Source organism: Streptomyces sp. NPDC030183 (genome assembly GCF_055573455.1).
Window position 1 is genome coordinate 115,131 of the sequence record NZ_JBVIBK010000024.1, and the last position, 20,852, is coordinate 135,982.

Genomic DNA, 20,852 nt, shown 5'->3' on the forward strand with positions numbered 1-20,852 from the left:
GGTCGGGCCCCCTCAGCCTTGTGCCGCTGTTTGGCAGCTGCAACTAGCTCGCAGTAAAGCTCGTGCCACGGTTCGGTCAGGTCCGGGGCCGGAGGTGTCAGGCCGCTCCGCCGCGGCGGCTTCGCCACCACCACAGGCCGCCGCCGAGCACCAGGACGGCCGCGCCGAGGCCGACGGGCACGGCCAGGGGCAGACCGTCGTCGCCGTCGGTGTCGTCCGCCGCGGGCTTCGACGACGGCGCCGGGGTGTCGGCGCTGGGCTCGGGCGAGGGAGCCGTCGTCGAGGGCTCCTCCGAAGGGCTGGGGGTGGGGCTGACGAGCTTCGCGCCGGGAGCGGCGGGCTTCAGGTCCAGACGGGGCGCGGGGTGACCGTGGCCGTGTCCGTCGCCGCCGGAGTCGTCCAGTTCGATCCAGCGGTCCACGGTGCCGTCGCTGTAGGACTGGAGGGTTTTGAACACCAGCGACTCGGCATCGGGCAGCTGACGTACGGTGACCTCGTACTCGGCGTCCTCCCCCACCGCGAGCTTCGGTCCCGACACGGTGTAACCCCGGTCGGTGACGGCGAACTTCCAGCCCTTGGGGCCCTCTTCGTAGGTGATGTCGGCGGGGGCGATGCCCTTCGGCAGGATCACCTCCAGCTTGGTGATGCCGGCTGAGGGGGACTCCGACTCGGCGGAGAAGCTCAGCTCGACGTTCTGGTCGAGGGCGCGGGCGCCCTCCGCCTCGACCTCCGCGTGGGCGGCGGCCGGTGCCGCGGTGGCGACGGCGAACGCGACCGCCGTCGCGGTGAGGACGCCGAGACGGCGCGTGGTGCGTGCCAGGGTCGGGCGGTGCACAGCTGACTCCCTTGTGCCGAAGGTGTGAAGCCTGCATTCAAGCGCAGGGCCGCGCCCCGGCCAACGGCGGCCCGCGGTGCCGCAACGGCCGCCGGAGCGGCGGATCCGTCGTACCGGGCAGGGGCGTTGGGCCCTGTCCGCGCCGTGCGCCGCATGCGACGGGTGTGACGTGCGCCGGGGTGTGTGCTGTTCACCACCGCCTTCACGCCCCCGTCTGCGCTTGTCAGCGCCCTTGTGCGGGCACTACTGTCACCACGCCTTGGTGAACGGGAAATCCGGTGTGATGCCGGTGCGGCCCTCGCCACTGTGATCGGGAAGTCCGGCTCCAGTCCTCGCGGACAGCCACTGGGTCCTTGTGACCCGGGAAGGCGGAGCACGGGCGGTGGTACCCGTCAGCCAGGAGACCGGCCAAGGCACGTCAACCATCCACGAGGTGCTGGAGAGGGTCTGCTGAGCCATGCACATAGCCGAGGGTTTCCTTCCTCCGGCGCACGCGATCGCCTGGGGTGTCGCGTCCGCGCCGTTCGTCGTCCACGGAGTCCGGTCACTCACCCGTGAGGTCAGGGAGCATCCCGAGAGCACGCTGCTGCTCGGTGCCTCGGGGGCCTTCACCTTCGTCCTGTCCGCGCTGAAGCTGCCGTCGGTCACCGGGAGTTGCTCCCACCCCACCGGCACGGGACTCGGCGCCATCCTGTTCCGGCCGCCGATCATGGCGGTGCTCGGCACCATCACCCTGCTCTTCCAGGCCCTGCTGCTCGCCCACGGCGGCCTGACCACGCTCGGCGCGAACGTCTTCTCCATGGCGATCGTCGGCCCCTGGGTCGGATACGCCGTCTACAAGGTGCTGCGGCGCTACGACGTGCCGCTGATGGTCGCGGTGTTCTCCGGCGCGTTCTTCGCGGACCTGTCCACCTACTGCGTCACCAGCGTCCAGCTCGCCCTCGCGTTCCCCGACCCGAGCAGCGGGTTCCTGGGCGCGCTCGGCAAGTTCGGTTCCATCTTCGCCGTCACCCAGCTCCCCCTCGCGGTGAGCGAGGGCCTGCTCACGGTCCTCGTGATGCGGCTGCTGACGCAGTCGAGCAAGGGCGAGCTGACGCGGCTCGGGGTGCTCGTGGCGGGCAAGCGGGACACGACGACCGAGGCGGTGGCGCGATGAGCCGGAACACGAAGATCAACCTGCTGCTGCTGGTGGTCGTGGCCGCGCTCGCGGTGCTGCCGCTGGCCCTCGGCCTCGGCGACCACAAGAAGGAACCGTTCACGGGGTCGGACGGGGAGGCCGAGAGCGCGATCACCGAGATCGAGCCGGACTACAAGCCGTGGTTCTCCCCCCTGTACCAGCCTCCCTCCGGTGAGATCGAGTCCGCGCTGTTCTCCCTCCAGGCCGCCCTCGGCGCGGGCGTCCTCGCCTACTACTTCGGCCTGCACCGGGGCCGCCGCCAGGGTGAGGCGCGGGCCCTGGAACGGCAGGAGGGCGCGAGGACGCCGGCCGGGTCCGGCGCGGAAGAGGTCTGACGCCACGTGCTGCCGATCGACGAGGCGGCGCACAGCAGTCGCTGGCGCCGGCGCCACCCCGTGGACAAGGCCGTGCTCGGGCTCGGTCTCACCGTGCTCGCGATCTCGCTGCCGCCCTGGCCCGGCGCGGCCCTGGTCCTGGCGACCGCGCTCGTCGTGCTGCTGGGCCCGGCGGGCGTGCCGCGTCACCGCCTGTGGCGCGCGTACCGGGTGCCGTTGGGCTTCTGTGTGACCGGCGCGCTGCCGCTGCTGGTCCAGGTCGGCGGCCCCGGCGGCCTGGTGGCCCTGGCCGAGGGCGGTCCGGTCCGTGCGGCGGAGCTGCTGCTGCGGACCTCCGCCGCCTCCCTCGGCGTCCTGCTGTTCGCCTTCACGACCCCCATGTCGGATCTGCTGCCGCGCCTGGTGCGGGCCGGGGTGCCGCCGGCGGTCGTGGACGTCGCCCTGGTGACGTACCGCATGAGCTTCCTGCTCCTGGACTCCGTGCGCCGGATCCGCGACGCGCAGGCCGCCCGGCTCGGCCACACCACGCGCGCCGCCACCTGGCGCTCCCTCGCCGGGCTCGGCGCGACGGCGTTCGTGCGGGCCTTCGACCGGGCGGCACGGCTCCAGACGGGGCTCGCCGGGCGGGGCTACGACGGGACCCTGCGCGTCCTGGTGCCCGAGGCGCGGGTCTCGATCCGCTTCACCACGGTCAGTGTGGTCCTCCTCGCGGCCGTGGCCGCTCTCACCTTCGTCCTGGAAAGGCCGCTGACATGAGCGAGCCCGTGCTGGTGGCCCTGCGGGGCGTGTCCTTCGCGTACGAGGACGGCCCGGCCGTGCTCAGCGATCTCGACTTCGAGGTCAGAGAGGGCCGCGCGCTCGCCCTGCTCGGCCGCAACGGCAGCGGCAAGACGACGCTGATGCGGCTGCTCAGCGGGGGACTGCGGCCCCGCGCGGGCGAGTTGACGGTCGAGGGGCGGGCGGTGTCGTACGACCGCAAGGGGCTGACCGGGCTGCGGACGACCGTCCAGCTGGTGGTGCAGGACCCCGACGACCAGCTCTTCGCGGCGTCGGTCGCCCAGGACGTGTCGTTCGGGCCGCTGAACCTCGGGCTGCCCGACGACCAGGTGCGGGTTCGGGTGGACGAGGCGCTCGCCGCGCTCGGTGTCTCCGCCCTGGCGGACCGGCCCACCCATCTGCTCTCCTACGGCCAGCGCAAGCGGACCGCGATCGCCGGGGCGGTGGCGATGCGGCCCCGGGTGCTGATCCTCGACGAGCCGACCGCGGGCCTCGACCCGGACGGTCAGGAACGGCTGCTCGCCACGCTGGACGGGCTCCGCCGGTCCGGTACGACCGTGGTGATGGCCACCCACGACGTCGATCTGGCGCTGCGCTGGGCCGACGACGCGGCGCTGCTCACCCCGTCCGGCGCGCGGACGGGCCCGGTGGCCGCGATGCTGGCCCGCACGGACCTCCTCGAACAGGCGGGGCTACGGCTCCCCTGGGGCATCGCGGTCACCCGGCTCCTGCGCAAGCAGGGGCTGTTGACCGAGGGGGCGCCCGGTCCGCGCACCCCGGAGGAGCTGGCCGCGTCGGCGGGCACCGCTCCCCCGGTACCGGCCGACGGCTGACCCGGACCGGTAGGGCTCGGGGCGAGTCCGGCGCCGGTGGGCCTTGGTGGGCGGGGCGACCCTCACGACGGCTCCTTCGGCGGGAGGGCTCCTTCCGGGGACGGGTCCGGGGAGATGTCCGGGAACGTCGTCCGGGAGGCGGGCACCGGGGCGTCCCCGGCGAGCAGTCCTTCCGTACGCAGGTCGTCCCAGAGGGCGGCGGGGACGGGGGCCCGCAGTTGCTCCACGGTGTCGCGCACCTCATGGGGGGAGCGGGCGCCGGTGAGGACGCCGGCGACCGCCGGATGGCCGAGCGGGAAGCGGAGAGCGGCGGCGCGCAAGGTCACGCCGTGGCGTTCGGTGACCGCCTTGAGCCGGCGGGCTCGGTCGAGGACGGCCTGCGGCGCCGGCGCGTAGTCGTAGGTGGCGCCCGGCCTGGGGTCGGTGAGCAGGCCGGAGTTGAAGACGCCGCCGATGAGGACGCTTCTGCCGCGCGCGGCGGCCTCGGGGAGCAGGTCGGTGAGGCCCTGCTGGTCGAGGAGGGTGTAGCGGCCCGCCAGGAGGACGACGTCGATGTCCGTCTCGCGCAGGAAGCGGGCGGGCAGCGCGGACTGGTTCATGCCGACGCCGATCGCGCCGACGACGCCTTCGGCGCGGAGCCGTTCCAGTGCCGGGTACGCCTGGTCGAGGGCCTGCTCGGCGTGGTCGTCGGGGTCGTGCAGAAGGACGATGTCCACCCGGTCCAGGCCGAGGCGGTCCAGGCTGGCTTCGAGGGAGCGGCGGACGCCGTCGGCACTGAAGTCCCAGACGCGGCGCAGGGTCGCGGGGACGGCGAAGCCGTTGGCCAGGTCGTCACCGGCGCCGTCGCCGTCGGCGGGCACGAGCAGCCGGCCGACCTTGGTGGAGACGGTGTAGGTGTCCCGGGGGCGGTCGCGCAGAGCCTTGCCGAGGCGGCGTTCGGACAGGCCGAGGCCGTAGTGGGGTGCCGTGTCGAAGGTGCGGATCCCGGCGTCCCAGGCGGCGTCGATCGCGGCGGCGGCCTCCTCGTCGGTCACGGGCCGGTAGAGGTTCCCGATGCCCGCGGCACCGTAGGCCAGTTCGGTGACCTCGACCCGGGTGCGGCCGAGGGTGCTGGTTCTCATGAGGCCGCCGGCCGGAGGCGGAGTCCCTGCATGCCGCCGTCGACGGCGAGGGAGGTGCCGGTGACGGAGGCGGCGGCGGGGCTCGCCAGATAGGCGATGGCGGCGGCGACCTCGTCCGGGGTGACCAGGCGTCCCATGGGCTGGCGGGCGTTGAGCGCGGCGCGCTCGGCCTCGGGGTCGTCGGCGGCGTCGAGGAGCCGGCCGACCCAGGGGGTGTCGGCGGTGCCGGGGTTGACACAGTTGACGCGGATGCCCTCGCGGACGTGGTCGGCGGCCATGGCGAGGGTCAGTGAGAGGACCGCCCCCTTGCTGGCGCAGTACAGGGCGCGCTGCGGCAGTCCGGCGGTGGCGCCGATCGAGCAGGTGTTCACGATGGCCGCGTGGTCGGACCTCCGCAGGTGCGGCAGGGCGGCGCGGCTCGTGCGGACGATGCCGAGGACGTTGACGTCGAGGACCTGGTGCCACTGTTCGTCGGGGTTGTCCTCGACGGTGCCGATGGCGCCGATGCCGGCGTTGTTGACGAGGATGTCCAGTCCGCCGAGTCGTTCGACGGCGTCGCCCACGGTGGCCCGTACGGAGGCGTCGTCGGTGACGTCCGTCTTGAAGCCCAGCAGGGGGTCCGTGGCGCCGGCGGGGTTCAGGTCGAACACGGCGACGCCGGCGCCCCGTGCGGCCAGCAGTCGTGCCGTGGCCAGTCCGATACCGGACGCGCCACCGGTGACGATCGCGCGCAGCCCTGTCAGATCCGTCATGCGACTTTCTCCCGTCCAGCGAGGTCGGCGGCCCAGAACGTGCCGTCGGGGTAACGGTATTCGGCGAGCGACCCGGGCCGCATGGTGGCCGAGAAGCCGGGCTCGAGCGGTGCGCGGTAGCGGCCCCCGCGCAGCACGACCGGGCCGGTGCAGTGCTCATGGAGGTGGTCGACGTACTCGATGGCCCGGTCGTCGGCCGTGCCGGAGAGGGCGGGGTAGTCGAACATCGCCGGATGCCGGACCAGTTCGCACAGGCCGACGCCGCCGGCGTGCGGGCGGACCGGTACGCCGAACTTCGCGGCGAGCAGCAGGACGGCGAGGTTCTCGTCGACGCCGCCGACGCGGGCCGCGTCGATCTGGAGGACGTCGATGGCGCCCGTCTGGAGGAGCTGCTTGAACACGACGCGGTTCTGGACGTGTTCGCCGGTGGCGACCTTCACCGGGGCGACGCCCGCGCGGACGGCGGCGTGGCCGAGGATGTCGTCGGGGCTGGTGGGTTCCTCGATCCGGTACGGGGCGGACTCGGCGAGCCCGGTCCTGCCCTCGCGGAGCATACGGAGGGCTTCCTCGGGAGTGAGGGCGTCGGCGATGTAGCGGAAGTCCACCTGGGAGGCCAGCCACTCGGGGTCGGCGTGGGCGAGCAGCCGCCACAGCGGCTCGCCCTTCCGTTTGGCGGCCAGGTCCCACACGGCGTTGACGACGGCGCCGATCGCCATGTGCGTCACGCCCTTCTCGGGGCCGGGCCGGCGCAGTTGGCCGTCGCCGCTCAGGTCGCGGCCGAGCGAGCCGGGGTCGGCGCACAGCTCGTCGACCGCGCGACCCAGGACGTGGGGGCGCAGGGCGCCGATGGCGGCGACCTGCACATCGTTGCCGCGGCCGATGGTGAAGGTGAAGCCGTGGCCTTCGAGTCCGTCGTCGGCGTCGGTGCGCAGCACCACGTAGGCGGCGGAGTAGTCGGGATCCGGGTTCATGGCGTCCGGCCCGTCCAGCTCCCGTGAGGTGGGGAACCGGATCTCGAAGGTGTCGACCGCGATGATCCGGGCACGGGTCGCCGGTCTCGGATCCGTCGGGTTCACCGGGCAGCTCCCTTGCGGTGGGGACGAGGAGTCATCGGAGGAATGGCGCATGGCGACTTTAAAGGGTGAACGGCGAGCTGACAACGCTTTCCTCGGATGTGTGCGCCGAGCACAGCACCTTCATGTTCCCTCATGCTGCCCGGATCCGCAGCACTGTCCCCCCTGTCCGCGATACATCGGAGGACTCCTCCGTCGGCATGCGCGGCGGAGGACCGACCTCACAGGTCGGCGGCGTCCACCACCGCGCCGAGGTCCACGAACTTGAAGCCCGTGGCCGTGCGGGTGCCGCCCTCGCCGTCCGGCACCGCCGGGGTCTCCTCGCCGTCCTGGACGACGAGCAGACCGCGGGGATAGCGGCTGCCCAGCGGGGCGTTGAGGATCGCGGCGCCGTCGCACTCCTGCACGCCGTCGAGGGTCGGCGTCGCGGCCCCGATCCGGAAGCCGCCCTCGTACTCGTTGTCCTCGCTCACCTCGCGGTCGTACAGGGCGAAGGTGTCGTCGCCCTGGCTGGAGGCCAGCAGGTAGCCGTCGCCGTCCCGTTCCTGAAGGAGGGTCAGGCCCTCGACGTCGGCCGACAGCCGCTTCCCGCCGAAGCCGGGGTCGGCGCCCGGCGCACACTCCTCGGTCTCCTCGTCGTAGGTGCCGGGGACGCCGTACTCCTTGACCTTGTCGACGAGGACGGGCCTGCCGGTGAGGTCGGCCCGCAGTCGCCAGATGCCGATGTCCTCCTGGCCGGCGTAGAGCGTGCCGGTGGCCGGGTCGACGACCATGCCCTCGACCTGGGGGAGTTCACCGGGTTCGGCGCAGGGGCTCCATGTGGTGCCGTCGGGCAGCCGGAAGGAGGACGGCAGGTCGAGGGTGCGCACGGTGCGGTAGCCGACCGTGCCGTGCGCCCCGGGTACCAGTTCCAGCAGGGCCAGGCGCGTGCGCTCGCGCCGGCTGACCAGGGCGTACGTACGGCCGCTGGTCCGGTCGGTCCAGGTGGCGAGGCCGTACGCGGTGCGCTGGTCGTTGATCTCGGCCTGGTCGGCGGAGAAGACGGGGGCGGCGGCCGGGTCGGTGACGTCGGTGAGGGGGCCGCCGGGCCGGGAGGGGTCGATGCGGTAGATGCGCAGCCGGTCGTTGCCGCGGTCGCTGACCACCGCGACGTCGGCGCGGCCCTCCGAGGTGCGCAGGCCGGTGACGAGGTCGACGTTGTTGTACCGGCCCGGGGCGTCGTCCTCGGCCGGCGGCTCCGGGGCGGGCAGGGACTGCACCAGGCGGGCGTCCAGGTCGTAGACCCGCAGACCGCCCTCCTTGGCGGTGGCGACGACGAGGCTGCGGCCGGGGTCGGCGGGGTTCCGCCAGATCGCGGGGTCGTCCGCGTCGGAGTCGCCGCCGGGCTCGTCGTCGTAGAGGGCGGCGGTCTCGCCGGTGGCGGTCACCACCGGCAGGGCCGGCGTGCCCGCCCCGGCGGGAGCCGCCGCGAGGAGGGCGATCAGCGCGGTACCGGTGGCGAGGGCCGCAACTCGCCGAGCAGTGCGGGGCGTTCTCACAGGCGCTTCCTTACCGTCGATCGGACGTCGGCAGAGCGTGCTCGGGCTGCTGCCGATTGTCGGGGACATGCAGATACTGCGGAGGGAAGCTTGCGCCCAGGCAGACGCGAACTGGCCATGCCATGACCAAGACCCCCGACGGGTTGCGCGGCACCCCTCGGCACGGGGCGCACCGCGGACCTATCGTGTAAGAAGCACAGTTTCGCCCCGTGCTGCTCCTGCCATCCGCGGGGGACCCCATGAAGGTCGAACTGGTTCAGCAGGCCGCCGACGCGCTGTTCGACGTCCCGGACACCGTCCACGAGGAGATCGTCGCCCTCATCGAGGCGGTGGCCGAGGAGCCGAGAATCCAGGTCAGGGAGCTGGCCGCGGTGTTCGGTGACTGGTGCTGGCTCGTCTACACCGTCCACGGCGACGTGATCGAGGTGCTGGACGTCGGCTGCGCCCGATGACGCGGTGAGGGTCGGCAGGAGGACCGGGCCGTGACGAGGCTCGGGTCGCGTGGTGCTCACCGAGCCGTGCCCGGGGTCGTGCTCGACTCCTCCCCCGCCCCCTCGACGGTGTCGGCCACGGCCCTCCCCGAGCGGTCCGCACCGACCCGGGCGAGGGTGAGCGCGGCGGTCGTCGCGAGGACGACCAGGGCGATGCCCGAGAGGACGAAGGCGTGGGCCGCTCCGACGAGGGTGATGACGGTGGAGGCCACGAAGGGCGAGACCGTCAGGGCACCGGCGATACCGGCCTCCCACAGGCCGAGCGTCTTCGCGAGGTGGGGGTCGGGCACGCGCCGCTGGACCAGCGCGATCAGCGGGATGTCCGTGAGGGCGGAGGCGAGCCCGGTGGCGGCCAGGAGCACGGCCGCCACGGCCGTGGAGGTGACGGTTCCCAGCGGGGCGCGGAAGATCCCGAGGACGGCCCAGGCCAGCACGGCTGCCAGAGCCGGTCTGCGGATCGGCAGCCGGGCCAGCAGCAGCGCGCCGACGACCTCCGCCACCCCGGCGACGCCCAGCAGCAGCCCGTACTGGCCGCCCTGGCCCACGACGGTCACCAGACCCACCGTCAGGAACCCGTTCGCCAGGGCGAGTGCGAGCACGAAGGTCACGATGACGACCAGCACGTCGGGAGCGGCGCGCACGGCCCTCAGGCCCGCCGCGAGATCGGACCACAGCCCCGTCCGGTCGCCGACGGGAGCGGGACGTGCGACGCGGAGGGCCGCCAGCGCCGACGCCGACGCCAGGAACGTCAGACCGTTCACCACCAGCGCCCACTGCAGCGAGGCGTGGGCGAGCAGCGGCGCGAGCATCAGCGGCCCCACGAAGAAGGCGGCCCGGAAGGCCACTTGGAGGAGGCCGTTGGCCTGCTGGAGCCGGTCCGCGGGCACGATCTGCGGGACGATGGCGCTGCGGGCGGGAGCGAACGGGGCGCCGATCAGCGCGAGCAGCGCCGTGGTCGCCACCAGGGCAGTCAGGTTCAGCAGCCCGAGGTACAACAGGACCGCGCCCGCGGCGACCACCACGACCCGGGCCAGATCGGTGGCGATCATCAGTTTCCGGCGGTCGTGACGGTCGGCGTACGAGGCGACGACGAAGGTGGCCAGGAACGCCGGCGCGAAGGCGGAGACGCTCACGAGGGCCACGGCGGCCGGGTCCTTCGTCAGTGACCAGGCCAGCCATGCGGTCGAGGCGGTGTACAGGCCGTCTCCGAAGCGCGACACGCCCTGGCCGACGAAGAGGAGCAGGAAGTCGCGGTCTCTCAGCAGTGACATGGGCGCCACTGTCGGGCCCGCGCCGGGCGGTGATCCACTTATTAGGCGGATGACTAATCGCTTTATCAGGCGGATGACTGATCGTTCGGACCGTCTCCGCCGTGGCCACCGCGCAGGAAGCTCTCCAGTCCGGGGGTGAGGCCCGCCACCTGCCCGGGCACGAGCCGGTACAGGACGTAGTAGCCCTCGCGCCGGCGCTCCAGCAGCCCGGCGTCCGCCATGACCCGCAGGTGTTTCGACAGCGCGGCCTCGCTCACGCCGACGAGCGGCGCCAACTCCTGGGTGCTGCGCGGGCGTTCGGCGATGAGCCGCAGGGCGCGCAGACGGGTGTCGTCGGCGAGGGCCCGCAGTATCCCGACGAGCCGGGCGGGCGGGATGCGCGGGCGGGCCTCCCGGGCGATGGAGGAGACGGGGAAGACCAGGCCGAGGGGCCACGGCCCGTCGCAGTTGACCCGTACGTGGGGCCAGACGTAGGTGCTGGGGGCGAGGAGGAGGGTGTCGTCCGTCCCGATGACGACCTCGTGGTCGTGGGGGCGCTCCAGCCAGAACCGCTCGGCCCGGTGATCGCTGCGTACCTCGGGCCACAGGCCGCGGAGCATCCCGTACAGGCCGCTCCGTGCGATCTGCTGTCCCGCCTCGCTGACACCGGCCGCCAGGTCGGGTTCGATCCGCGCCCATTCGTCCTCGAACGCCTCGCGCCAGTAGCGCTCCAGCATGTCCAGGAACCGCTCCAGCAGGGCGCGGGGGTCGTCCAGCAGCTGGGCGGCCATCGCCGGGTCGCTGTCCCGCAGGGCCAGGGCCCGCAGCCGTTCGCGGACGTCCGGGCGGTGCAGCAGCTGCGGGTCCCTGCCCCCGCCGTCGTCGTCCGGCCAGGGGGTGAGCAGGGGGACGGCGAACTCCAGGCGGATCAGGTCCGGGTCCGCCGTGCGCAGGGCCGCCAGTTCCTCCCGGAAGTCCCGCAGTCCGCCGGTGGGACGGGGGAAGAGGAACTCGGGGAAGTACGAGCGCACCGCGTACGCGAAGGCCTCGATCTCCCGCTTCAGCGCGGGTGACAGTCTCCGCATTGCGCGCACCCAGCCGTGCTGGACGGGGTGGTGTTTCGGCTCCACCAGCACATGGAGGCTGAGTACGGCTTCCATCGCGGGCGAATAGGCGAAGCCCACCCGCTCGGCCCCGTCGGCGGGCACCCGGAACACGATCGTCATGACCGGTCGTCCTCGCCGCGCCGCCCCGCCGCCCTCCCCTCGGGCGGAGCAGCGGTCGGGAGCAGATAGCGGGCCAGCAGGTCGTCGAGGCTGACCAGCGCGGTGGGGCGGCCCGCGGGGTCGCAGATCACCGCGAGGGAGGCGCGGTTCCTGCGCAGTACGTCGATCGCGCCGGCCACCGTGGTGTCCTCCGTCAGCTCGGGCACGGGCCGGGCGAGCGTACGGGCGGTGGCGGTCCGTCCCCTGGCACGGGCCACCAGGGCGTCACGGGCGTGGACCGAGCCGACGACGGTGCCGTGGTCGCGGACCAGGAGCCGGGTGCGGTCGTGGTCGGCGGCCGTACGCAGGATGTCCTCGGTGCCGGCGTCCCCGTCGACCGAGGTGATCCCGGCCGCCGGGACCGCCAGGGCACCGATCGGGGTCTCGGGTTCGGTCAGCGAGCGGGTGATCAGCTCGGAGTCGGTCTCGGTGATGAGGCCGAGCCGCCGGGACTCCTCCACGAGGTGGGTGAGCTGCTCACGGTTGTGGACCGAGGCCAGCTCGTCGCGCGGGGCGACCCCGCACAGGCGCACCAGCGCGTTGCTGACGCGGTTGAGCAGCCCGATCAGCGGCCGCACGGCCCTGACCACGGCCCGGAAGGGCGGGGCCAGCAGCATCGCCGAGCGCTCGGGGCGGGCGATGGCCCACGACTTGGGCGCCATCTCGCCGACCACCATGTGCAGGAACACCACCACGACCATGGCGAACACGAACGCCACGCCGTGACTGAGCGCGCTGGGCAGGCCCAGGTCGTGCAGCAGCGGGTCGAGTTCGTGGGAGACGGCGGGCTTGGAGACCGAGCCGAGTCCCAGGGTGCACACGGTGATGCCGAGCTGGGCCCCGGCCAGCATCAGGGACAGCTCCCGCATCCCCGCGAGGGCCGCCCCGGCGCCTCTGCGGCCCTGCGCCGCGGCCTTCTCCATTCGGTGCCGTCGGGCGGCGACCAGCGCGAACTCGGCGGCGACGAAGAACCCGCTGCCGATCAGCAGCAGCAGGGTGACGAAGAGCGCCATCGGGAAACTCATGCCTGCTCCTCCGGCTCGCGCGCGGGCAGCCGTTCGATGCGGACCCGGTCCGGCACATGCCGGTCGAGCGTGTGGACGTCGATGATCGCGCGCCCGCCGTCGGGCAGGTCCACGGTGAGCCGGTCGCCGATGGCCGGGAAGCGGCCGAGGCGGTCCACGACCAGCCCGGCGACGGTGTCGTAGTCGTCCGCCTCGGGCAGTGGGACACCGGTGGCGTGGGCGATCTCGTCGAGACGGCGTCCGGCGTCGACCAGCCAGCCCGGACCGTCGGCGACGGCGGGTTCCACGACGGTGTCGGACTCGTCGGCGATGTCCCCGACCAGTTCCTCGGCGATGTCCTCGTAGGTCACGATCCCGGCGACACCACCGTGCTCGTCGAGGACGACGGCGAACTCGTCGTCGTGCTCCCGCATCCGGGTGACCGCGTCCGGCAGGGGCAGGGTGTCCGGCAGGACGAGCGGGCGGCGCGCCAGGGCGCCCGCGGTGGTGGCGGTGAGCTGCGCGGCGGGCGTGCGCATCAGCTCCCGGACGCCCAGGACGCCGGTGACGTCGTCCGGGTGGTCGCCGAGCACCGGATAGGTGGAGTGCCCGTACTTCGCGATCAGCTCGACCGCCTCGGTCGTGGAGGCGTCCTCGCGGACGAACACCACGTCCGCCCGCGGCACCATCACCTCGTCCAGGGTCCGTTCGGAGAATTCGAGGGCGTGGTCGAGGAGTGCGGCGGTGTCCTCGGGCAGTTCGCCCCGCTCGTGGGACTCGCCGATGAGATGGCCGAGCTCCTCCAGGGTGGCGCCGTGGCGCAGTTCCTCCACGGGTTCGATACCGACGCGGCGCAGCAGCTTGTTCGCGGCGCTGTCGAAGACGTGCACCACCGGGCCCACGATCTTCAGGTACACGAGGGTGGAGGCGGCCAGCGACTTCGCGAGCCGCTCGGGGACGGCGATCGCGAGGTTCTTCGGGGCCAGTTCGCCGAGCACCATCTGCACGACGGTCGCGAGGACGAAGGCGAGCACGACGGAGATGCCGCCGACCGCGCCCTCGGGGACGCCGACGCCGGTGAGGGCGGGCGCCAGCAGGGCCGACACGGACGGTTCGGCGATGAAGCCGACGACCAGCCCGGTGACGGTGATGCCCAGCTGCGCGCCGGACAACATGAACGACAGCCGTTCCAGCACCCTGAGGGCTCGGACCGCGCGCCGGTCGCCCGCCTCCGCCTCACGGGCGAGGACGAGGCGGTCGGCGGAGACATAGGCGAACTCCTGGGCGACGAAGTAGCCGGTGCCGGCGGTCAGGACGAGGACGGCCAGCAGGCCGAGCACGGCGTTCACGGCACTCATCGGACACCGCCCCGCCGTGTGCCGTGGCCGACACGGTCGACCGTGTCTCGGCGGGGTGGTCGGGGACTGTCCCCCGGGGAATCCGTCATACCGGCGGACGCGGACACGGGCGTGCTCCTGGTGTCGATGTGCTGGGTGAACGATTCCGACCGGATCGGCGTTCCCAGGCCCGGCCCGCTCACCTGCGGTTCGGCGCGGCGCCCGACGATGCCGTGCCCGACGGTGCCGAGTCCGACCACCGCGCGGCACCCGATGGCGCCGTGACCGGTCGTGTTGGGCCGACCAGTTCGGACAGGACGTCCTCCATGGTCACGAAACCGAGGACCGTGCCGGTGCCGCCGGTGACGGCGGCGAGGTGGCTGCCGTCGGCGCGCAGGGCGGTGAGGGTGTCGTCCAGCGGGGTGTCGATGCGGACCCGGGTGACCGGGTGCAGGGTGCCGGGCGGGAAAGGCTGGTTGCGGTCGGCGAGGCCCAGGGCGTCCTTGATGTGCAGGTAGCCCAGGAGGCCGCCGTCCGGGCCGGTGACCGGGAAGCGGGAGTACCCGGCAGCGGCGGCGGCGCGTTCCAGTTCGGCCGGGGTGACGGTGTGGCCGACGGTGCGCATCCGCCGGGCGGGGACGAGGATCTCGCCGACCGGGCGGGTGCCCAGCTCCAGGGCGTCGCGCAGCCGCTCGCCGTCGGCGGGCGACAGGAGTCCGGCCTCGCTGGAGTCGAGGACCATCCGGGCGAGCTGGTCGTCGGTGAACGCCGACTCGACCTCGTCCTTCGGTTCCACGCGCAGCAGCTTCAGCAGGGCGTTGGCGAAGGCGTTGATCCCGAAGATCACCGGCCGCAGGGCCCGGGTGAGGGCGACCAGGGGCGGGCCGAGGAGCAGCGCGGTGGGGACCGGCGCGGCCAGGGCGATGTTCTTCGGGACCATCTCGCCGATCAGCATGTGCAGATAGGTGGCGAGGGTCAGCGCGACCATGAACGCGATGGGGTGCACCAGGCCGTGCGGGATGCGGGCCGCCTCGAAGGCGGGTTCCATGAGGTGCGCGATGGCGGGTTCGGCGACCGCGCCGAGCACCAGGGAGGACGCGGTGATGCCGAGCTGTGCCGTGGCCATGACCGCGGAGATGTGGCGCAGGCCCCACAGGGTGATCCGGGCGCGTTGGTCGCCCTGTTCGGCGCGCGGTTCGATCTGGCTGCGGCGCACCGAGATCAGGGCGAACTCGCCGCCGACGAAGAAGGCGTTGGTGAGCAGGGTCAGGGCGCCGATGGTGAGTTGCAGCGCGGTCATCGGGCGGCCTCCGACCGTTCCCGGGCCGGCCGGCGGGCCGGTGCGGTGATGCGGACGCGGTCGGCGCGGTGGTGGTCGACGTCGAGGACGTCCAGCTGCCAGCCGTCGTCGAGGTCCAGGGCGTCCCCCTTGGCGGGAATGCGGGCGAGGCGGGTGGCGATCAGACCGGCCACGGTCTCGTACGGGCCGTTGGGCGCGGCCAGCCCTATCTCGCCGAGCCGCTCGACGCGCACGGAGCCGTCGGCCTCCCACGCGAGGCGGCCGTCCCCGATCGCCCGGGCGGGGGTCAGGTCGGGGGCTTCGACGGGGTCGTGCTCGTCGCGGACCTCGCCGACGACCTCCTCGACGATGTCCTCGACGGTCGCGACGCCTGCGGTGCCGCCGTACTCGTCGATGACGACGGCCATGGTGCGCGTCTCGCGCAGCCGCTCCAGCAGCCGGTCGGCGGTGAGGCTGTCGGGGACGAGCAGGGGCTCGGTGGTCAGTTCGGTGACCGGGGTGGCGGCACGCCGGGCGGGCTCCAGGGCGAGTACGTCGCGGATGTGGACGGTGCCGATGACCTCGTCCAGGGTGTCGCGGTAGACGGGGAAGCGGGACAGTCCGGTGGCGTGGGTGAGGTTGGCGGCGTCGGCGGCGGTCGCGTGGGCCTCCAGTGCCTTGACGTCGACCCTCGGCGTCATCACGTTCTCCGCGGTCAGCTCCCCCAGGTGCAGGGTCCGGACGAACAGTTCGGCGGAGGCCGGCTCCAGGGCGCCCTCGGCGGCGGAGTGGCGGGCGAGCGCGACGAGTTCCTCGGAGGTGCGCGCGGAGGCCAGTTCCTCGGTCGGCTCCAGGCCGAAGCGGCGCACGAAGCGGTTGGCGGTGCCGTTCAGGTGGTGGATGAACGGGCCGAAGGCGGCGGTGAAGCCGCGCTGGGGGCCCGCGACGACCTTGGCCACGGCCAGCGGCCGGGAGATCGCCCAGTTCTTCGGCACCAGCTCGCCCACCACCATCAGCACGACGGTGGAGAGGGCCACGCCCAGCACGGTCGCCGTCGACGAGGCGGCGCCGCCCAGCCCGATCGCCCGCAGGGGGCCTTCGAGCAGCGCGGCGAGGGACGGCTCGGCGAGCATGCCGATCACCAGGGAGGTGACGGTGATGCCCAGTTGCGCGCCGGACAGCTGGAACGTCAGCCGGCGAACGGCCTTCAGGGCGCCCTCCGCGCCGCGCTCCCCCGCCTCGGCCGCCCGCTCCAGCTCGGCGCGTTCGACGGTGGTCAGGGAGAACTCGGCCGCGACGAACAACGCGCAGGCCAGAGTGAGGAGGAGAGCGAGCAGGAGCAGCAGGATCTCGGTCACCGCGCCACCCCCGCTCCCTCGTGCGGGCGGGGCAGGCTGCGGCCGGTACTGGGAGGCTCACCCATCGGGGGTCTCTGGCTCCTTCGTCGGTCGGTGGGTCGGGGCGTCTTCGCAGGCTCCGTTCCCATAGTAAAGGGACGGCAAAACCTGCTGTTCATGTCATCACGGTCACATCGGCGACGGTTTTCGGACTTTCCCGTTTGTCGCGCCAGGACTTCCACCTGGCGCCGTCACCGGTGGTGCCGCTGAGTTCGGCGAGCTTGGCGGCGGTGTCCAGGGCCAGGTGGTACCAGCAGTTGTCCAGGACGCGGGCGTCGATGTTCGCGCCCCGGTCCTCCCAGTCCCCCAGATCCACTCCGGGGTCCAGGAGACCGCGGGGACGCGGTGGGGGCGAGACCGGGGTGAATGGGTCGGTCGCCGGAAGTTCCCCTGTCGGCCCCCTCAGCTCGGCGCCGCTTCCGGACTGCGACCGCTACCGGAGGGTGCGCAGTGCCCCTATGACCTCCTCGGCGTCGGTGTCCGGGTTCACGAAGGCCAGGCGGAGGGCCGTCGTGCCGTTCCACCAGGTCGGCACGCACAGCATCGCGCCCGATGCGGCGGTGCGGGCGGACCAGGACGCGTAGTCCCGCGGGCCCCAGCCCGGACGGTCGAAGAGGAGCACGGACAGCTCGGGTTCGACCAGCAGCCGGAGCCGGTCGTCGGCGCGGATCGCGTCGGCCACCAGACGGCTGGTGGTCAGGGTCTGCTCGACGGCTCGCGCGTACCGCTCGGTTCCGTGGACGGCGAGGCTGAACCAGAACGGCAGGCCACGGGCCCGGCGGCTGAGGTGGAGGGCGAGGTCCGCGGGATTGTGGGCATCGCGGTCGATGGCGTCGAGGTAGCTCGCCGTCTGGCTGTGCGCGGCGCGGGCAGGGGCAGGGTCCCGGTAGAGCAACGCGCAGCAGTCGTAGGGGGCGAACAGCCACTTGTGCGGATCGACGACGAAGCTGTCGGCGCGTTCGACGCCGGCGTAGCGGTGCCGCACGCTGGGCGCCGCCAGGCCCGCTCCGCCGTACGCGCCGTCGATGTGCAGCCAGACCTCGTGGCGTGCGCAGACGTCGGCGATGTCGTCGAGGTCGTCGATCAGCCCGGCGTTGGTGGTGCCGGCGGTCGCCACCACGGCGAACACCCCGGTCGTGGAGGTGAGCACCGCCTGCACGGCGTCTCCGGTGAGGTGGCCCCGCCGGTCCACGGGCGCGGTGACGACGGTGACGTCCATCGCCTGGGCCGCGGACCTGATCGACGAGTGGGCGCTGTCGGCACACACGATCTTCCAGCCGTCCGCGGGCCGGGACCGGGCCGCTGCCGCGGCGGCGCGGGCCGTGATGAGCGCCGAGAGGTTGCCCATGGTGCCGCCGCTGACGAAGCATCCCGCCGCGGTGGTCGGCCAGCCGAGCAGTCCGGCCAGCCAGGCCAGCGCCTCGTTCTCGGCGTGGATGGCGCCCGCTCCCGCCTCCCAGGTGCCCGCGAAGATGTTCGCCGCGCCGGTCACCGCGTCGAAGGCGAGCGCGGCACGGGTGGGGGCCGCGGGGATGTACGCGAGGTTCGTCGAGGCGTTCTGGGCGCGGGTGGCGGGCGCCAGGACCTGGTCGAACAGTTTGAGGGCCGCGGCAGCGCCGATCCCTCCAGGGGTGACGGCGCTGCCGGCCGCCAGGGCCAGGTCGGCGGCGGGGCGGGCACCCGACACGGGGTCCGGGGCCCCCGTGATGCGCCGCCACGCGTAGTCGATGGCGGCGTCGACGATCTCGTCCTCGTCGCCCCACACGCGGTGGTCGACCCCGGATTCCTTCTTCGCTGAGATGCTGTCGCATTGCGCTTTTTGCATGGCGTGAACCTAGGAACACCCCTGTTAGTGCGCAATATGTGAAGTCAGAGTTGAGCAGAATGCTCAATCCGGCCTGTGCGCACCCTGCCATACTGAGCACCATGCGAAACGTCGACGCCCTCGACGCCCGGATCCTCCTGGCGCTCGACGCGGACCCCCATGCCACCACGGTCGCCCTGGCGGACCGGCTGGGCCTCGCCCGCAACACCGTGCAGGCGCGTCTGAAGCGGCTCGAGGAGAGCGGGCTCCTCAGGGAGCACAGCCGGCGCGTGGCTCCGGAGGCTCTCGGTCATCCGCTGCTGGCGCTCATCACCCTGTCGATCAGTCAGCGTGTGGGCCAGCCCACCCAGGAGGCGATCCTGCGGATCCCCGAGGTGGTCGAGCTGCTCGTCACCACCGGTGACGGCGACCTGCTCGCCCGCGTCGTCGCCCGGGACACCACGGACCTGCACCGGATCACCAACCTGCTGCTGGAAGCACCCGGTGTGGTCCGCTCCAACACCACCATCGTCCTGCAGGAGGTGCAGCCGTTCAGTGTCCGGTCACTGCTGGAGCGGCACGCCGGCCACTGACGCGGCGCGGTCGCGGGCGGCGCGGTGACCCGGTGGCCGCCGCACGGTCGGGCGGAGTCCGACTGTTCGTCCCGCACTCCCCGATCCCGTCGCCCAGTGCGAGCGCCGTGAGCGTCGGCGGGCGGTGGAAGCGGTTTCCTGACCGCTCCCACCGGGCTTGCCCGCGTCAGCTGTCGAGGGGCTCGTAGTCGAACCAGTCGAAGTGCGCGGAGTCCGCCGAGGCGAACATGCCGAGGACCCGGCCGGTGAAGCCGCCGGCGACCTCGGTGGACAGGTATCGGCCGTCCAGCGAGGCGAGTTCGGCGAAGGTGCCGTCGGGTTCCTCGAAGCCGAGGGTGACGACGTCGGGGCCGACGCGCGGATCGTGCAGGGTCCGCGGCGGCGCCGTCTCGGCGCGCAGGACGACGGGGCCCGCCGGCGCCGGGCGGGAGGCCACGACGGTGTCGAAGGGGCCGATACGGGCCCGGACGCGGACCTGGCCGGAGGACACCTCGACGCTGTAGTGGTGCTGTTCGTCGAGGCGGACGGCGAGGCCGCCGTGCCCGGCGGTGGCGTCGATCGAGGTCCGTACCCGGCAGGCCACGTGCTGCTGCCGTCGTCCCACGAAGGTGACGTCGGGCTCGTCGAGCGATCCCCCTCGGGCGCGCAGGGTCAGCCATCCGGGCCGTTCCTTCGTCGTGCAGTCCTCTTCGGAGCGGTGCCGCAGGGAGACCCACTGGGGGGCGAGTTCGCTGGTGTCGAAGTCGTCCCGGACCTCGGGGGCGGCCGCCGGGGGCTGAAGCGGCCACGGAGGCACGGGCATGGTGAGGGGGACCTCGCCGACGACCGGCCAGCCGTCGACCCACTCGACCGGCGCGAGGAAGGTCTCCCGGCCGAGGACGTGCCAGCCGGGGGTGCCGCCGCCGGGGCGTACGCCCAGCAGCACCATCCACCAGGAGCCGTCGGGGCCCTGGACGAGATCGGCGTGGCCGGTGTTCTGGATCGGGTGGTCGGTGCCGCGGTGGGTGAGGATCGGGTTGGCGGGGCACGGCTCGAACGGGCCGGCGGGTGTGCGGCCCCGGGCGATGGAGACGCCGTGGCAGCGTTCGGTGCCTCCCTCGGCGATGAGCAGGTACCAGTAGTCGCCGATCCGGTAGAGGTGCGGTGCCTCGGGTGCCTTGGCGCCGGGTGTGCCGGACCACAGGCGGCGCGCGGGGCCGGACGTCTCCCCCGTCCGGGGATCGAGGCGGATCTGCTGGACGCCGGCGGTGGTGCACCAGCAGGTGCCGTCGTCGTCCCAGGCGAGGTCGGGGTCGATGCCGTGCACCCCGGGCAGCCGGACGGGCTCGGACCAGGGGCCGGCCGGGTCGGTGGCCGTGAACAGCAGATTGCCGTCGCCGCTGACGTTCGTGACGATCAGCCAGAAGCGGCCGTCGTGGTGGCGGAGGGTGGGGGCGTAGATCCCTCCGGAGGCGCGGGTCTCCCTGGGGAGGCGCAACTGGCTCGGCCGGTCGAGGGCGTTGCCGATCTGGGTCCAGTGGACCAGGTCCCGGCTGTGGAAGAGGGGGACGCCCGGGAAGTACTCGAAGCTGGAGCAGGCGAGGTAGTAGTCGTCGCCCGCACGGCAGATGGAGGGGTCGGGGTGGAAGCCGGGGATCACCGGGTTGCTGAAGGTGTTGCCGGTATCAGGCAGGTGGGACACCCTGGTCGAGTCCTTTCAGCGACGGCCGGTGCCGGGCGCGTTTCCGGGCCAGGCGGCGCCGTCGAAAGTTTTCGCTACGTCCTGTGGATACTTTCCACAGGAGGCTAGCCAGGGGTCGCCAGCGGGGTCAATGGGCCCCATGGGCCGTCAACTGCCGCTGCCAGGAGGCGGACTTCACATGAGGCGGCCACGCGGCCCCAGCCCCCACGCCTCGGACCCCGGGGCTTCTTCTCTTGCCGGACCTGTGGCCCCACCCCTCTCCCCGAGTTAACTTCTCGGCCGCTCACCGCGAAAGTTGCTCTGTCGAACC

The 20,852-nt window shown here is 72.9% G+C and carries 20 protein-coding genes and 1 riboswitch; of the genes, 6 read left to right on the top strand and 14 right to left on the bottom strand.

From position 1 onward, the window contains the following. Window positions 1-97: 97 nt before the first annotated feature. On the bottom strand, window positions 98-835 hold the full coding sequence (locus tag ACZ4Z2_RS27490) for a DUF1775 domain-containing protein (RefSeq protein WP_468079500.1): 738 nt from the start codon (window positions 833-835) through the stop codon (window positions 98-100). Between the two features lie 243 nt (window positions 836-1,078). After that, window positions 1,079-1,262, top strand: a riboswitch (cobalamin riboswitch). 30 nt (window positions 1,263-1,292) lie between these two features. Between ACZ4Z2_RS27490 and ACZ4Z2_RS27495 the strand changes: the two genes are divergently transcribed. The 4 genes from ACZ4Z2_RS27495 to ACZ4Z2_RS27510 are packed head-to-tail and all read left to right on the top strand — an operon-like array spanning window position 1,293 to window position 3,957. Next, entirely contained in the window at window positions 1,293-1,991 is a 699-nt protein-coding gene (locus tag ACZ4Z2_RS27495) for an energy-coupling factor ABC transporter permease (RefSeq protein ID WP_468079502.1), read from the top strand. Continuing rightward, window positions 1,988-2,347 (top strand): energy-coupling factor ABC transporter substrate-binding protein, encoded by a 360-nt coding sequence (locus ACZ4Z2_RS27500; protein WP_468079503.1) that lies wholly within the window; start codon window positions 1,988-1,990, stop codon window positions 2,345-2,347. Before ACZ4Z2_RS27495 ends, ACZ4Z2_RS27500 begins: the two co-directional genes overlap by 4 nt. A 6-nt stretch (window positions 2,348-2,353) precedes the next feature. Continuing rightward, entirely contained in the window at window positions 2,354-3,103 is a 750-nt protein-coding gene (gene cbiQ, locus ACZ4Z2_RS27505) for a cobalt ECF transporter T component CbiQ (RefSeq protein WP_468079505.1), read from the top strand. Then, window positions 3,100-3,957 carry an energy-coupling factor ABC transporter ATP-binding protein gene (locus ACZ4Z2_RS27510; RefSeq protein WP_468079506.1) on the top strand — a complete coding sequence of 286 codons (858 nt, stop codon included), beginning with the start codon at window positions 3,100-3,102 and terminating at the stop codon, window positions 3,955-3,957. Before cbiQ ends, ACZ4Z2_RS27510 begins: the two co-directional genes overlap by 4 nt. 62 nt (window positions 3,958-4,019) lie before the next feature. Here ACZ4Z2_RS27510 and ACZ4Z2_RS27515 read toward each other — a convergent pair whose 3' ends face one another. The 4 genes from ACZ4Z2_RS27515 to ACZ4Z2_RS27530 form a co-directional block, all read right to left on the bottom strand. Then, window positions 4,020-5,078, bottom strand: coding sequence for an aldo/keto reductase (locus tag ACZ4Z2_RS27515; RefSeq protein WP_468079507.1), 1,059 nt, complete (start codon window positions 5,076-5,078; stop codon window positions 4,020-4,022). Further along, the gene (locus tag ACZ4Z2_RS27520) at window positions 5,075-5,830 is read right to left on the bottom strand and encodes an SDR family NAD(P)-dependent oxidoreductase (protein ID WP_468079509.1); all 756 of its coding nucleotides are present in this window, start codon (window positions 5,828-5,830) and stop codon (window positions 5,075-5,077) included. Before ACZ4Z2_RS27520 ends, ACZ4Z2_RS27515 begins: the two co-directional genes overlap by 4 nt. Continuing rightward, window positions 5,827-6,906, bottom strand: coding sequence for an enolase C-terminal domain-like protein (locus ACZ4Z2_RS27525; protein ID WP_468079511.1), 1,080 nt, complete (start codon window positions 6,904-6,906; stop codon window positions 5,827-5,829). Before ACZ4Z2_RS27525 ends, ACZ4Z2_RS27520 begins: the two co-directional genes overlap by 4 nt. A 218-nt stretch (window positions 6,907-7,124) precedes the next feature. Beyond that, a complete protein-coding gene (locus ACZ4Z2_RS27530; RefSeq protein ID WP_468079513.1) occupies window positions 7,125-8,441 on the bottom strand; it encodes a phytase in 1,317 nt (438 codons plus the stop codon). 209 nt (window positions 8,442-8,650) lie between these two features. Here ACZ4Z2_RS27530 and ACZ4Z2_RS27535 point away from each other — a divergent pair, with 209 nt between their 5' ends. Next, on the top strand, window positions 8,651-8,893 hold the full coding sequence (locus ACZ4Z2_RS27535) for a hypothetical protein (protein ID WP_240496255.1): 243 nt from the start codon (window positions 8,651-8,653) through the stop codon (window positions 8,891-8,893). A 56-nt stretch (window positions 8,894-8,949) separates the two neighbouring features. On the opposite strand, the gene ACZ4Z2_RS27540 is transcribed toward ACZ4Z2_RS27535, so the two are convergent. From ACZ4Z2_RS27540 to ACZ4Z2_RS27575, 8 genes are all read right to left on the bottom strand, one after another. Then, window positions 8,950-10,203, bottom strand: coding sequence for an MFS transporter (locus ACZ4Z2_RS27540; RefSeq protein WP_468079514.1), 1,254 nt, complete (start codon window positions 10,201-10,203; stop codon window positions 8,950-8,952). Window positions 10,204-10,268: 65 nt separating this feature from the next. Beyond that, complete coding sequence (locus tag ACZ4Z2_RS27545) at window positions 10,269-11,408, bottom strand: ArsR/SmtB family transcription factor (protein WP_468079515.1); 1,140 nt, start codon at window positions 11,406-11,408, stop codon at window positions 10,269-10,271. Further along, complete coding sequence (locus ACZ4Z2_RS27550) at window positions 11,405-12,472, bottom strand: hemolysin family protein (protein ID WP_468079517.1); 1,068 nt, start codon at window positions 12,470-12,472, stop codon at window positions 11,405-11,407. Before ACZ4Z2_RS27550 ends, ACZ4Z2_RS27545 begins: the two co-directional genes overlap by 4 nt. Beyond that, entirely contained in the window at window positions 12,469-13,809 is a 1,341-nt protein-coding gene (locus tag ACZ4Z2_RS27555) for a hemolysin family protein (RefSeq protein WP_468079519.1), read from the bottom strand. Before ACZ4Z2_RS27555 ends, ACZ4Z2_RS27550 begins: the two co-directional genes overlap by 4 nt. Before the next feature lie 178 nt (window positions 13,810-13,987). Beyond that, entirely contained in the window at window positions 13,988-15,088 is a 1,101-nt protein-coding gene (locus ACZ4Z2_RS27560; protein WP_468079521.1) for a hemolysin family protein, read from the bottom strand. Then, the gene (locus ACZ4Z2_RS27565) at window positions 15,085-16,425 is read right to left on the bottom strand and encodes a hemolysin family protein (protein WP_468079522.1); all 1,341 of its coding nucleotides are present in this window, start codon (window positions 16,423-16,425) and stop codon (window positions 15,085-15,087) included. The genes ACZ4Z2_RS27560 and ACZ4Z2_RS27565 overlap by 4 nt, the downstream gene beginning before the upstream one ends. 154 nt (window positions 16,426-16,579) lie before the next feature. Continuing rightward, window positions 16,580-16,780: a hypothetical protein gene (locus ACZ4Z2_RS27570; RefSeq protein WP_468079523.1), complete on the bottom strand. Its 201-nt coding sequence runs from the start codon at window positions 16,778-16,780 to the stop codon at window positions 16,580-16,582. Between the two features lie 117 nt (window positions 16,781-16,897). Then, window positions 16,898-18,289, bottom strand: a complete 1,392-nt coding sequence (locus ACZ4Z2_RS27575) for a pyridoxal phosphate-dependent decarboxylase family protein (protein ID WP_468079524.1) — start codon at window positions 18,287-18,289, stop codon at window positions 16,898-16,900. Between the two features lie 101 nt (window positions 18,290-18,390). On the opposite strand from ACZ4Z2_RS27575, the gene ACZ4Z2_RS27580 reads away from it, so the two are divergent. Then, window positions 18,391-18,861: an Lrp/AsnC family transcriptional regulator gene (locus tag ACZ4Z2_RS27580; RefSeq protein ID WP_468079525.1), complete on the top strand. Its 471-nt coding sequence runs from the start codon at window positions 18,391-18,393 to the stop codon at window positions 18,859-18,861. Window positions 18,862-19,027: 166 nt separating this feature from the next. Here the strand turns inward: ACZ4Z2_RS27580 and ACZ4Z2_RS27585 are convergent, their stop codons facing one another. Next, the gene (locus ACZ4Z2_RS27585) at window positions 19,028-20,542 is read right to left on the bottom strand and encodes a glycoside hydrolase family 43 protein (protein WP_468079526.1); all 1,515 of its coding nucleotides are present in this window, start codon (window positions 20,540-20,542) and stop codon (window positions 19,028-19,030) included. Window positions 20,543-20,852: the final 310 nt, after the last annotated feature.

Excerpts from the sequence above, each read along its gene's own strand:
- ACZ4Z2_RS27515 (WP_468079507.1), bottom strand. The coding sequence starts at position 5,078 with ATGAGAACCAGCACCCTCGGCCGCACCCGGGTCGAGGTCACCGAACTG.
- ACZ4Z2_RS27580 (WP_468079525.1), top strand. The coding sequence starts at position 18,391 with ATGCGAAACGTCGACGCCCTCGACGCCCGGATCCTCCTGGCGCTCGAC.
- ACZ4Z2_RS27495 (WP_468079502.1), top strand. The coding sequence starts at position 1,293 with ATGCACATAGCCGAGGGTTTCCTTCCTCCGGCGCACGCGATCGCCTGG.
- ACZ4Z2_RS27550 (WP_468079517.1), bottom strand. The coding sequence starts at position 12,472 with ATGAGTTTCCCGATGGCGCTCTTCGTCACCCTGCTGCTGCTGATCGGC.
- ACZ4Z2_RS27545 (WP_468079515.1), bottom strand. The coding sequence starts at position 11,408 with ATGACGATCGTGTTCCGGGTGCCCGCCGACGGGGCCGAGCGGGTGGGC.
- ACZ4Z2_RS27500 (WP_468079503.1), top strand. The coding sequence starts at position 1,988 with ATGAGCCGGAACACGAAGATCAACCTGCTGCTGCTGGTGGTCGTGGCC.
- ACZ4Z2_RS27520 (WP_468079509.1), bottom strand. The coding sequence starts at position 5,830 with ATGACGGATCTGACAGGGCTGCGCGCGATCGTCACCGGTGGCGCGTCC.
- ACZ4Z2_RS27510 (WP_468079506.1), top strand. The coding sequence starts at position 3,100 with ATGAGCGAGCCCGTGCTGGTGGCCCTGCGGGGCGTGTCCTTCGCGTAC.
- ACZ4Z2_RS27540 (WP_468079514.1), bottom strand. The coding sequence starts at position 10,203 with ATGTCACTGCTGAGAGACCGCGACTTCCTGCTCCTCTTCGTCGGCCAG.
- ACZ4Z2_RS27555 (WP_468079519.1), bottom strand. The coding sequence starts at position 13,809 with ATGAGTGCCGTGAACGCCGTGCTCGGCCTGCTGGCCGTCCTCGTCCTG.
- ACZ4Z2_RS27560 (WP_468079521.1), bottom strand. The coding sequence starts at position 15,088 with ATGACCGCGCTGCAACTCACCATCGGCGCCCTGACCCTGCTCACCAAC.
- ACZ4Z2_RS27575 (WP_468079524.1), bottom strand. The coding sequence starts at position 18,289 with ATGCAAAAAGCGCAATGCGACAGCATCTCAGCGAAGAAGGAATCCGGG.